Source organism: Azospirillum sp. TSO22-1, from assembly GCF_003116015.1.
Taxonomy (GTDB): Bacteria; Pseudomonadota; Alphaproteobacteria; order Azospirillales; family Azospirillaceae; genus Azospirillum.
Genome location: NZ_LGQZ01000030.1, coordinates 66,539 through 78,567, shown reverse-complemented (window position 1 = coordinate 78,567; position 12,029 = coordinate 66,539). Strand labels below are relative to the sequence as shown.

The 12,029-nt window shown below is 71.7% G+C and carries 10 protein-coding genes; 7 read left to right on the top strand and 3 right to left on the bottom strand.

What is annotated here, in order from left to right; all coding sequences use genetic code 11:
* Positions 1 to 253 precede the first annotated feature (253 nt).
* Complete coding sequence (locus TSO221_RS09650) at positions 254 to 958, top strand: sigma-70 family RNA polymerase sigma factor (protein WP_247877983.1); 705 nt, start codon at positions 254 to 256, stop codon at positions 956 to 958.
* Between the two features lie 209 nt (positions 959 to 1,167).
* Here TSO221_RS09650 and TSO221_RS09645 read toward each other — a convergent pair whose 3' ends face one another.
* Positions 1,168 to 1,332: a DUF1328 domain-containing protein gene (locus tag TSO221_RS09645; protein WP_109118274.1), complete on the bottom strand. Its 165-nt coding sequence runs from the start codon at positions 1,330 to 1,332 to the stop codon at positions 1,168 to 1,170.
* Between the two features lie 269 nt (positions 1,333 to 1,601).
* On the opposite strand from TSO221_RS09645, the gene TSO221_RS09640 reads away from it, so the two are divergent.
* A complete protein-coding gene (locus TSO221_RS09640; RefSeq protein WP_109118273.1) occupies positions 1,602 to 2,177 on the top strand; it encodes a hypothetical protein in 576 nt (191 codons plus the stop codon).
* 24 nt (positions 2,178 to 2,201) lie between these two features.
* Here TSO221_RS09640 and TSO221_RS09635 read toward each other — a convergent pair whose 3' ends face one another.
* Positions 2,202 to 4,271 carry a YjbH domain-containing protein gene (locus tag TSO221_RS09635; RefSeq protein ID WP_247877982.1) on the bottom strand — a complete coding sequence of 690 codons (2,070 nt, stop codon included), beginning with the start codon at positions 4,269 to 4,271 and terminating at the stop codon, positions 2,202 to 2,204.
* Positions 4,272 to 4,374: 103 nt separating this feature from the next.
* Positions 4,375 to 5,589, bottom strand: a complete 1,215-nt coding sequence (locus TSO221_RS09630; RefSeq protein WP_109118331.1) for a pentapeptide repeat-containing protein — start codon at positions 5,587 to 5,589, stop codon at positions 4,375 to 4,377.
* Between the two features lie 285 nt (positions 5,590 to 5,874).
* Between TSO221_RS09630 and TSO221_RS09625 the strand changes: the two genes are divergently transcribed.
* The 5 genes from TSO221_RS09625 (at position 5,875) to TSO221_RS09605 (ending at position 11,964) form a co-directional block, all read left to right on the top strand.
* Entirely contained in the window at positions 5,875 to 7,527 is a 1,653-nt protein-coding gene (locus TSO221_RS09625; RefSeq protein WP_109118272.1) for a L,D-transpeptidase family protein, read from the top strand.
* A gap of 379 nt (positions 7,528 to 7,906) precedes the next feature.
* Entirely contained in the window at positions 7,907 to 8,362 is a 456-nt protein-coding gene (locus tag TSO221_RS09620) for a DUF882 domain-containing protein (RefSeq protein WP_247877981.1), read from the top strand.
* An 85-nt stretch (positions 8,363 to 8,447) separates the two neighbouring features.
* Entirely contained in the window at positions 8,448 to 8,768 is a 321-nt protein-coding gene (locus TSO221_RS09615; RefSeq protein WP_109118270.1) for a substrate-binding domain-containing protein, read from the top strand.
* Entirely contained in the window at positions 8,761 to 11,337 is a 2,577-nt protein-coding gene (locus tag TSO221_RS09610) for an ATP-binding protein (protein ID WP_146208748.1), read from the top strand. The genes TSO221_RS09615 and TSO221_RS09610 overlap by 8 nt, the downstream gene beginning before the upstream one ends.
* An 84-nt stretch (positions 11,338 to 11,421) precedes the next feature.
* On the top strand, positions 11,422 to 11,964 hold the full coding sequence (locus TSO221_RS09605) for a tetratricopeptide repeat protein (protein ID WP_247877980.1): 543 nt from the start codon (positions 11,422 to 11,424) through the stop codon (positions 11,962 to 11,964).
* Positions 11,965 to 12,029 lie beyond the last annotated feature (65 nt).

The following is a 12,029-nucleotide window of genomic DNA, read 5'->3' as shown; positions in this document are numbered from 1 at the left end:
CTCAGTAAAAGTTCCGGCGGCAACCCCAAAAGGGGGTAGAGGTAACCGGCAATCTCACAAAATTGGACCTATCCCTAGCCTTTTTCCCAACTGGCAGGGATCCGGCGCGGCCATTACGTACTGACAGAGCAGAAATTGTCTTGGGAGCATCTGGCGATACCTCCGGTGTGGTGCATCGGGAACGCCGAAATGATTGCTCCAATCGTCCGAATTCGGACGATTTGTCCGCAGACCGGGAGGCAACGTCTTACCGATGGGGAACACAGTTGCGCGCACTCCGCGCACCTCGGCGCTCGACCCCGTGCCCGCTGCTCCGGCGGCGCTGGAGGCCGAGGACGGCGTCACCGATCCGTCGCTGGCGCCGCTGGCCGAGGATGCGCAGACCGGCGACGAGAGCACCGAGGAGGGTGCCCCCGAGGGCGTCGATGCGCCGCCCGCACCCTCCGGCCCGCCGGACCCGGCGGTGATCGCGCAGATCGAGGCCGAGATCCCGCGCCTGCGCCGCTTCGCCCGCGCCATGGTGCGCGACGCCACGCTGGCTGACGATCTCGTGCAGGAATGCCTGGAGCGGGCGCTGAGCCGCCTGCACCTGTGGCGGCCCGGCAGCAACCTGCGCGCCTGGCTCTTCACCATCCTGCGCAACCTGCACATCAACGGCATCCGCCGCCGCCAGGCGGTGGTGGACATCGACGGCGAGGGGCAGGCGGCCATCGGCGCGGCCAGCGGCGCGCAGATCGTACGCCTGGAACTGCGCGATCTGCGCCGGGCGCTCGGCATGCTGCCCAACGAGCAGCGCGAGGTGGTGCTGCTGATCGGCCTGGAGGGGATCTCCTACGGCGAGGCCGCCGACATCCTGGGGATCTCCATCGGCACCGTGAAGTCCCGGCTGTCGCGCGGCCGGCGTGCGCTGCGCCTGCTCATGGAAGGCCACATACCCGGCGAGGACGAGGAGGATTAGCCTCGGCGCACAGACAAAATCGGCGACGCCCTTATGGGGCGTTGCCCCCACACAAACAAAATCGGCAACGCCCTTGCGGGGCGTTGCCGAGGTGCGAGGCTAACATCGAGAGGCTTAGGGGTACTCACACACGCGTCCGGCCGGGGAGGCCGGGCGCGGGCGCCCGCAGCGGAAAACCAAGCCGCCCGCGAACGGGCGGCCGGCCGGGTCTAGCGGCGCCGAACCAGACCCAAAATCAAGCTCGCCGCAAACAACACGATGAACAGGAAGAACAGAATCTGCGCGACGCCCGACGAGGCCGACGCGATACCGCCGAACCCCAAAGCGCCGGCCACCAGAGCGATGACGAAGAACACCAGAGCCCAGTACAGCATCTCGTCCTCCTTGTGCCGTACGCGCCGCGTTCCGGAACTCCCCGTCGGCGGCGTGTGATGTCAACAACACAAAGGGCGGGCCAAGGTTCCCGTGCGGTGCACGAAGTCTGTCGTGGGCGCCCGCCGGAGTTGCCGCGGCGCGTCCGCGGGACGGCTTTCGGCTTACCGAGGGCGCGTGCGCAACGCGCCGGCCTTTCCCGGTGTTAAGGGGCGCGAGGGCGCGCCGACCCCGGTGCGGCCCGATCCCGTTCAAGGGAGGATGGAGAACGATGACACGCACCCTTCTGCTCGCCACCGCCGCAGCGGCGCTGATCGCCGCGCCGGTGCAGGCGCAGACCACCGGCAGCGACGCCGGCACGTCCTGGAGCACGCCGCACCGCAGCAGCGCGTCGGGCCTGCCGACCGAGAGCCCGCAGGTCGAGAGCATCCACAACGACAACACCTATGGCACCGGCGTGGGCAACCGCGCCGCCAGCGGCAGTTCGACCACCACCGCCCCGGCCGGCCGGGTGACGACGCAGAGCGGTCAGCCCGGCGGCACCGCCGGCTGGTCGCGCAGCCAGCCGACGACCTCCAGCGGCAGCACCGGCTACAGCACGTCCGGCACGGGCAGCGGCTCGGCGGTGAGCCGCGACGACATCACCTCGCGGCGCGGCCGCGGTCAGAACGACCTGGAGCTGAAGCAGACTTCGTTGCTGAACGAGTTCAGCGCCCAGGGCTACACGGCCGTCCGCGACTTCCGCAAGAACGGCCAGAACTACATGGCCAACGTCCAGGACCAGCAGGGTCAATGGATGACCGTCGAGATCGACCCGCGCACCCGCGCCATCTCGCCGGTGCGGTGATCGGGGTGCGGTGATCGGGTTGCGCTAATCCAGCAACCGCGACCAGGTGCCGGCCAGCCGCCCGTAGCCGGCCGGCACCAGCGTCTCGTAGAGCGGCAGCGGCGTGCGCAGCCGTTGCCCGGCGTCGCGGCCCAGCGTGCGCGTCGCCACCTCCAGCGCCCCGCCGTCGGGCAGCCAGGGGCGCTCGCCGATCGGCACCACCAGCGCGATGCCCTGGTCCAGCCGGCCGCCGATCCGGCTCTGGCCGCCGTCCGGCCCTTCCGTCCAGGTCATCTGCGCGCTCAATCGCACGCCGTTGTCGAAGCGGTGCGCCAGTTCCGCCGTGCCGCCCCAATCGCCGCCGAGATAGCGGCCGAGGCGTAGCACCGCCGTCCGCGCCGCACCATCCGACTCCCAGTACAGGCTGAGATGCCCCGTGGTGTGCCCGTCCAGCCCGTCGACCCGCCAAGCGTCCCACGCCGGCCGCTTCCACACCCGGTTGAGGTCGAGCCCGGCCGCCCAGCGCGCCGTCGGCGGCTGGTACAGCGCCTCGGCGCCGAAGCCGCCGAACATCTCCTCGAAATGCCCAACCGACAGCCGCGTGTGCAGGCCCGGCGCCGGGCTGGCCAGCCAGGAGGCGTGCAGGTGCTCGATCCCGGCGACGCGCGCGGTGTAGAGTGCGAGGTCGCTGCGCACCGGCTGCTCCGCCGGCAGCGCCTGGGTGTCGAGCAGGGCGACGCTGCTGGCCAGGTTGATCCGCACCCCGCCGCCGATCACCAGCCCGCGCCACGGCGCCACCGACAGGGCGGCGTCGGTGTAGGTGCGCGAGGCGTAGGGAACGCCCTGCTCGAACAGACTCTGCTCCAGCGTCGGGCGCAGGGTGAAGCGCCAGACCGCCCGGCCGGGCGGCGGCGGGCCCTCGGCCGAGGCCGGTTCGACGCGGGCGGTGCGCAGGATCTCCTCGGCGCTGCCGCGGCGGCGCAAGGCCCGTTCCAGTTCGCGGCGCTGCAGGGTGACGGCGATGCCGTCCAGGCCCTGCGCGCCGGTGACCACGGTGAGAGCCTCGATCTCCGCCGGGGCGCCGTCGGCCAGCACGCGCGCGGCGCGGCCGAGGATGCGGGCCGGGACGAAATCCCCCGTGTCCTCGTCGTCGGTGTCGAGCCACAGCACGGCGCGCTCGCGCGTCACCACGGCGCCGCGCGCCGGCAGCCCTGCGGCGCGGGCATCGCCCAGGACTTCCTCGGACGTGGCCGGACGGCCTTCCGGGCGCGGGCCGACGCCGGGCGGCGGCAGCGGCCTGGCGGCCGGAACGTCCTTGAGCGCCAGCGCCACGGCGAGGCGCAGCACGGCGCGCTTGCCCTGCTCGACGCCGGCGCCGATGTCCAGCCATGGCCAGGGCCGGTAGGCGAGGCCGACGTTCACCGGCAGGCCGCGAACGAAGGTCGGGTCGTCCTGCCGCTCGGCCCGCATGCCGTCGCCGGAGTATTCGAGCTTCAGCGACAGCCCGCGCAGCGGCGTGTGCCACTCAACGCCGCCGAAGGGCGCGATCTCGCGTCCGGTGAACCACGCGCGCGGGCCGCGGCTGCGTGGGTCGTTCGGGTCGCGGTCGTGCGCGAAGCGGCCGCCCAGCGGGTTGACGACCCCGCCGCCGCCAGCGAAGCGCCCCCAGCCGAGCCCGAGGCTGGCGTCCAGGTTCCAGAAGCGGCGCGACAGCACCACGTACTCCCCGGCGAAGCGCCCCTTGCCCGGCAGGTCGTAACCGGAGCCGGTGACGTCCCGCCCGCCGACCGCGACCGCCGGCCACCACGGACCCTCGCGCAGCAGCCGCACCTTGACGTCGAGGCCGGGATCGCTGAGGCCCCACCAGTTGGGATACATCGTGTCGCGCGCGGTAACCTCCAGCCAGGGCAGCAGCTGCGCCCCGGCGAACAGGTGGCGGTGCAGGCTGCCGACCAGCGTGACGCCGCCGGTCGCCGTGCCCTCCGGCATCATCCGCGCCGTCGGGTTGAGCATCAGCCCGGCCCCGCCCCAGTCCGACAGCGATGGCGCCAACCCTTCAGCGTGCAGCGGGGCGGTGAGGAGGGCAAAGGCGATGGTCGTGGCGAGGCGATTCACGCTGTGGTCGTGAAAGTGGTGGAGCGATCTTCCACGCTTCACGAAACATGCGTATGAATGCAACCGGAAAAAGAATGCCTCTCCCGGGGCGGGAGAGGGGGGGTTACCGCCGCCGCACTCCGGTGCCCGACAGCTGCGTGCGCAGCAGCTTCGCGCCGGCGAGATCGGCGCCCTCCAGGTCGGCGCCTTCCAGGTTGGCGTCGCTGAGGTTCGCCTGCACCAGGCAGGTGCCGGTCAGGAAGGCCCGCGCCAAGTTGGCGCCCATCAGGTTGGCGGCCCAGGAGCGGCCCGTGGACTTGCCGCTGGGGTCGCGGATCTCCGCCGGGCCGAGGTGCACGGCGGTGAGGTCGCAGCCCTCCAGCCGCGCGTAGCTGAGGTTGGCGCCGGCAAGGTCGGCGCCGATCAGATTGGCGCCCTCCAGGTTGGCGCCGGAGAGGTCGGCCATCATCAGCCGCGCCCCGCCCAGCGCCGCGCCGGCCAGGTTGGCGCCGCGCAGCGCGGCGGCGCTGAGGTTCACCCCGCGCAGATCGGCGCGGCTGAGGTCGGCGCCATCCAGCTCCGCCCGCTCTCCACGCTGGCCACCGCTCTCGATCCAGCGCTCGTGGTCGAAGATGGCGCGCTGGATCTCCGAGCCCATGGCGTCGATCGGCCGGGTCATCCGAGCCCCGGCCAGATCGGCCTGCGCCAGGTCGACGTCGGCCAGCCGCGTGCCGACGAGATCCGCGTTGCGGAACACCGCCCCCGTCAGCGTCGCCCCCGACAGGTTGGCGCCGTTGAGGCGCGCGTTGCTCAGGTTGGCGTTCAGCAGCACGGCGCCGCTGAGGTCGGCGTTCTGCAGGATGCTGTCGCTCAGGTCCGCCTCGGTCAGCACCGCCTTGCGCAGCACCGCGCCGGTCATGTCGGTGCACACGCCGCGCTCGTTGCGTGCGGTGGCGGGGGCGACACGCTCCAGCACCATGGTGCGCAGCTCGGCGTGCACGCCGTCGCGGTCGGGGCGAAGCGCGGCTTTGCTGGCCGCGGTGCTGCCGGCGGAGAGGTCGGCGCCGCGCAGGTTCGCCTCGGTGAAGTCGGCGGCGCGCAGCCGGGCGCCGCGCAGGTCGGTCTGCGACAGGTTGGCCCGCGTGATGTCGGCCTCGTACAGATCGACGCAGAAGAGGTCGGCGCCGGCGAGGTTGGTGGCGTGCAGCCGGCACTTGACGAGCCGCGCTCCGACCAGCCGTGCCGCGCGCAGGTCGCGGTTCGTCAGGTCGGCGCCTTCCAGGTCGGCCAGCGCCAGGTTGGCGCGCACGCCGCCCGGCTGCCCGGTCACCCAGCGCATGTGCCGGTCCAGCACCTCGGCGAGGCGCTCCGGCCGAAGGGAGGAACCCGGGGGGGGGATTACTACGGTCTGCGTCGACACGGAGGCACACCGCAACGCACGGTTTCGCTGCTGTAACTATGCACGCACATTCCTTACCGAAGCCTAAACGAAATCGATCGCGCGAAAGGGGGGGGGGATGCTGCGCAGTGTTGCGTGCATGTCACGGTGTGCGGCGTATGGGAAACACCTTCTGGACAGGCGTCAATTGCTTGGCCTAAGCAACCGGCCTACCCAGAGGCTCCGATGACCCGTCTCGCGCGACTGCTGCTCGTCCTTTTCGTCCTGGCGCCAGCCGGCGCATCGGCGCAGGAGTCCGAACGGCTGTCCGCCGCCATCGCCGCGCGCCTCGGCTCCGATGACCGCGCCGTCTCGGGCCGGCCGCTCGACCTCGCCGCCGTCCGCCGCGTCTACGCCGAGCGCGGGTCCCGTCCGCTGTGGCTGGCCGCGGACGGCGCGCCGAAGCCCTCGGTAGCACCGGTGCTGGAACTGCTGCGCGCCGCCGGCGCGGAGGGATTGAACGCCGCCGACTACCATGCCGACGCCCTCGCCGCGGCGCTGCCCGACGCCGACACCGACGCGGAGCGCGTGGCCCTCGACCTGCTGCTGACCGACGCGGTGATGAAGTACGCTGCGCACCTGCGCGCCGGGCGCGTCCCGCCCAAGGCGATCAGCCCCGATTACGCCGACGTCAAGCCGCCGTCCATCGACGCCGCCGCGCTCGCGGTGCGCGCCGCCGAGACCGCGGACCCGCGCGCCGTGCTGGCCGAGGCGATGCCGGTACGCCCCGAATACGCCCCGTTGCGCGCCGCGCTGGCCCGTTTCCGCGCGCTGGAGGCGTCCGGCGGCTGGCCCGCGGTGCCGGCCTTCCGCGTGGCGAAGCTGGAGCCGGGCATGCGCAATCCGGCGGTGCCGGCGCTGCGCCGCCGCCTTGCCGTCACCGGCGAGTTCGAGGGCGACGCCAACGCGACGGCCGACCTCTACGACCCCGCGCTGCGCGCGGCGGTGGAGCGCTTCCAGGCCCGGCACGGGCTGCTGGCCGACGGCGTGATCGGCGCCGGCACGCTGGCGGCGCTCAACGTGCCGGTGGGCGAGCGCATCGGCCAGATCGTCGCCAGCCTGGAGCGGCTGCGCTGGATGCCCGACGACTTCGGGCTGCGCCACCTAGTGGTGAACATCCCCGACTATTCGCTGAAGGCGGTCGAGGACGGCGCGCCGGTGCAGGAGATGCGCGTCATCGTCGGCACCAAGGCGCGCCGCACGCCGGTGCTGTCCAGTTCGATCGGCTCGATCATCCTGAATCCGACCTGGACGATGCCGGTCAAGCTGGCCAAGGAGGACTATCTGCCGAAGCTGCTGAAGGACCCGGGCTATCTGGAGAGCCATGGGATCTCCGTCTTCGCCAGCTGGTCCGCCGACGCGCCACGGGTCGACACGCGCGAGATCGACTGGCAGAGCCTCGGCGGCGGCATCGGCAAGCTGCGCCTGCGCCAGGACGCCGGCCCGGGGAACGCGCTCGGCCGGGTGAAGTTCAACATCGCCAACGACTTCGACGTCTACCTGCACGACACACCGGAGCGCTGGAAGTTCGAGAAGAGCATGCGCGCCCTGTCATCCGGCTGCGTGCGCGTCGGCAAGCCGATGGAACTGGCGGACTTCGTGCTGGCCGGCACCACCGAGTGGCCGCCCGAGCGCCGGCAGCGCCAGATCGACACGCGCGAGACGAAGACGGTGGCCGTAAAGCGCCCGGTGGCGGTGCACATCGTCTACCAGACCGCCTGGGTGGACGCGGCCGGCACCGTGCAGTTCCGCGAAGACGTCTACGGCCGTGACGCCGAGATGCTCGAGACCTTCGCCCGCCGCAGCACCGCCCCGCAACGCGTTGCGGAGATGCGTTAGCCGCTGCCGTCGCAATTGCGATTCATTCTTAATCTCCGATTCGCCCCCGAGTCGACGCATTTTGCGCACGACGCAGACTTTTTGTGCCCTTTTCGTTACAGGAACGAAACACGAAAAGGGGCGGAAATGGGAGCGTTAACGTGGCCGTTAACCTTTGGTCGCTTGACAAGAAGGAGGTAGCACCCGCCTAAAGAGCCCGTTCGTTCGGAGTAGAGGCCCGTCCTAGACGGGCGGGCTAGTGTGTGAAGGAGGCCATATGGCGGATGAGGGCACCCTCTCCAATCCGGCAATGACCATCGGTCGTCGGGAGCTTTTGCGTTTCGGGTTTGCCGCGGCCGCCGCGGCTACGGTGCTCCACCCCGAAGAATCCCACGCCCTGATGAAGGTGCCGCCGCGGCAGCTCTCCTTCGTCAACCTGCACACCGGCGAACAGGTCCGCGCCGCCTACTGGTCGCAGGGCCGCTACCTGCGCGAGGGCATGCGCGAGATCAACCGCCTGATGCGCGACCACCGCAACGGCGCCGTGCATCCCATCGACCCGCGGCTGATGGACGTGCTGTTCCATCTGCAGCACCGCGTCGGTGCGCGCGGCCCGATCCAGGTGGTGTCCGGCTACCGTTCGCCGCAGACCAACGCCCTGCTGCACGAGAGCGACCCCGACGGTGTCGCCACGCACAGCTACCACATGGACGGCAAGGCGGTGGACATCCGCCTGCCCGGCCTGCCGCTGCGCACCCTGCACAAGGCGGCGCTGAGCCTGCGCGCCGGCGGTGTCGGCTACTATCCCAGCAGCAACTTCGTCCACGTCGACGTCGGCCCGCTGCGCCGGTGGTAATCACCCGTATTCGGCGCAATCCTTGCGCTTGGCCGCCCCGCTGGACTAAACCTTTACCCAACTAAGGTTTTTGGGGGGAAAGGCCATGGTCGGCGCGCGGTCACGGGCACGCTGGGTTGCCGCGTTGCTGCTCGCCGCCGTTTTCGGCGGTCCGGCCGCCGTTCGGGCCGAGAGCCTGACCATGGGCGGCAGCGGCTGGCCGCTCGGCATCATGCGCGAGCTGGCCGCGGCCTACAGCCGCCGGCATCCGGACGTTTCCATCACCATTTCCGCCAGTGTCGGCAGCGCCGGGGGTATCCGCGCCGTCCTGGGCGGCACCTTCGATCCCGCCTTCGTCCGCCCGGCCGAGGGACGGGAGATCATGCTTCGCCACGGCGTGCTGCCGGCCGATGGCGCCGATGGATAGGCTGCCCCTCCAGCTGCTGTCGGAACCCTTCGTGCGGCGCGCGCGCTGGCTGCGCCGTGTGCTGATGTGGGTGCTGATGGCGGTGTCGGCGGTGGTGGCGGTGGCCCTGCCGCTCGGCGTCTTCGTCGCCGGCTACGTCGAGACGGCGACGCGCGCCCAGGCGCACGTGGAGTTCTCCGCCGACGGCGCGTCGCGCCTCGTCGGCACCTATCCGCAGCACTGGTCCTTCATGGTCGAGCGGCTGCGCGACATCCTCGCCAACCAGCCACTGGCCGAAAACACCTACGCCGAGCTGCTGTACGACGGTGCCGGCCGGGTGGTGGCGCGGGTGCCCGGGGCGCCGTCCTGGCCGACGCTGACGCGCGAGGCGGCGGTGGTGGACGGGCTGCGACCGGTTGGCCGGGTCGAGCTGACGGTCAGCCTGTGGCCGGTGCTGGTCAACGCGGTGATCGCCTTCGTGGTCGGCGCCGCCATCGCGCTGGCGCTGTTCCTCACCCTGCGCATCCTGGTCTTCCACTTCATCGGCGACGCCGTGTGGGAACGCACCCGCGCCCTCACCGCCGCCAACGAGCGGCTGGAATCCGCCATGGCTGAGCTGCGTCAGGCCAAGGAGGCGGCCGACGTCGCCAACCGTGCCAAGTCGCGCTTCGTCGCCAACATGAGCCACGAGATCCGCACGCCGATGAACGGCGTGATGGGCATGCTGGAACTGCTGCAGGAAGGCGACCTGACGGACGAGCAGCGCCAGCTCGCCTCCATCGCCCGCGGCTCCGCGGTGACGCTCATGGGCATCATCAACGACGTCCTCGACTTCTCGAAGATCGAGGCCGGCCGCCTGACCCTGACCGTCAGCGACTTCGACCTCTGGCGTCTGGTCGAGGATGCGGTGGAGCTGTTCTCCGGCGCGGCGCGCAAGCGGCGGGTGACGCTGTCCTGCGACTTCGCGCCGGGCCTGCCGCGCTGGGTGCGCGGCGATCCGGTGCGGCTGCGCCAGGTGATCGGCAACCTGCTGTCCAACGCCGTCAAGTTCACCGAGGACGGCCAGGTGACAGTGCGCGCGGTCCCGGCGGTGGCGGAGGGCGGTGAGCGGCTGATCCGCTTCGAGGTGGCGGACACCGGCATCGGCATCGACCGCGACACCCAGGCGCGCATCTTCGCCGCCTTCGTCCAGGCCGACGATTCCGTCACCCGCCGCTACGGCGGCAGCGGCCTCGGCCTCGTCATCAGCAAGCAGCTGGCGACGCTGATGGGCGGCGCCATCGGCGTGGAGAGCGCGCTGGGCGTCGGCTCCACCTTCTGGTTCACCGCGCAGCTCGAGACGGCCGCACCCGCCGCCGAGCCGCCGCCGACCGGCCTGACCGTGCTGGCGGTCGCCGGCGACCCCGCGGTGCGCGAGCGGCTGGAGCGCGCGCTCGCCGTCCTCGGCGTGAGCGCGCTGGCGGTTGGTGAGCAGAGCACGCTGGTCGAGGTGGTGCGGGCGCAGGCGCGCGGGGCGGAGACGCCCGTCCCCGCTGTCGTCTACCTCGGTCCCGACGACCGGCCGGCGTCCGACCCGCTGGCGGTGCTGGCGCGGGCGCTGCTGCGCGGGCGGATGCCGCTGATCCTGGTCGGCCGTCCGAACTCGACCGTCGATGCGGCGTTCCAGGACGACCACTCCGTCGCCGGCTGGATCGGCGGGCCGGTCCGCGTGTCGGACTTGGCCGACGCTTTGGCCGGCGCTCTGGCCGAGCCCACGGCCGACCGGCGTGAGGCCGTCTTCCCCGCTGCCCCGGTCGAGCCGGCCGAGCCACGCGCGCTGCGCATCCTGGCGGCGGAGGACAATGAGGTGAACCGCACGCTGCTGGGGCACCTGCTGCGCTCGCTCGGCCACCAGGCCGACATGGTCAACGACGGCCAGCAGGCGGTGGAGGCGTTCTGGCACGCGCGCTACGACATCGTGCTGATGGATTGCCACATGCCGGTGATGGACGGCTTCGAGGCGACGCGCGCGTTGCGCGCGCTGGAGCACGAGGCCGGTGGCCGGCACGTCCCCATCGTCGCGGTGACCGCCAGCGTGATGGAGGAGGACCTGAAGCGCTGCCGCGCCGTCGGCATGGACGACTGGCTCGGCAAGCCCTACTCGCAGCGGCAGCTGCGCGCGATGATCGACCGCTGGACCGCCGGAGCCGAGCCATCCGCCCTGGTTCCCCCGTCGCCATCCGTGACTCCGCCGCTGCTGGATCCCGAGGTCCTGGCGGAGCTGCGCGAGGCCGGCCGGCACGCCCGCGTCGACCTGCAGGGCCGCACGGCCGCGGTCTTCCTGCACGACATCGAGGTCAAGCTGGCGGAACTTGCCGCTGCCGCCGAGGCCGGCGACGCCGCGCTGGTGCAGACCACCGCGCACTACGTCAAGGGGGCCTGCGGGCAGGTCGGCGCGCGGGCGCTGGCGGAGTCCTTCGCCGGAGTGGAGGCGATGGCGCGGAGCGGGCGGCTGGCCGAGGTGCCGGCGGTGCTGCCGCGGCTGGCCGGCGCCTTCGCCGCGGTGCGCAGCGCGCTGGCTGCGGCGCTGGAGGCCACCCCCAACGGGTGAGCCACAAAAGCGTCCCTGGTTGCGGGTGCGCGCACCTCCCACCCTTGATGCATGACGCTCGCTCGCACCTTTCTTCGGGCCGCCATGGCCGCGTTCGTCCTGGCCGGCTCCCTCGCCTTCGCCACGCCCGCGGCCGCCCGGCAGGACGACACGCGGCTGGGCGATCTCTTCAACCAGCTGCGCACCGCGCCCACGGACTCCGCGGCCGACGCCATCGAGGACCAGATCTGGACGATCTGGCTGGACTATCCCGGCCGCGAGGTGCTGACGCTGATGCACGCCGGCGTGCAACTGCTGCACAAGGACGACTACACGGAGGCGGTCGCGCTGTTCGGGCGCATCACCACGATGGCGCCGGACTACGCCGAGGGCTGGAACAAGCGGGCCAACGCGCACTACCTGCTCGGCAACTACCCGGCGGCGGTGGCCGACATCGGCAAGACGCTGGCGCTGGAGCCGCGCCACTTCGCGGCGCTGGCCGGGCTGGGGCTGGTCTACCTCGCGATCGACGAGCCGGCCGGCGCGCTCAAGGCCTTCGAGGCGGCGCTCGCCATCAACCCGCACATGACCGGCGTCCGCGACCAGGTCGACAAGCTGCGCAAGCAGCTGGCCGGAGCGGCGTTATAGCCCCTGCAAGAACGTTCAAGACGTCCCACCGCCCGTCCCGCTAGCCTTCTCCCGTCACGGCGATG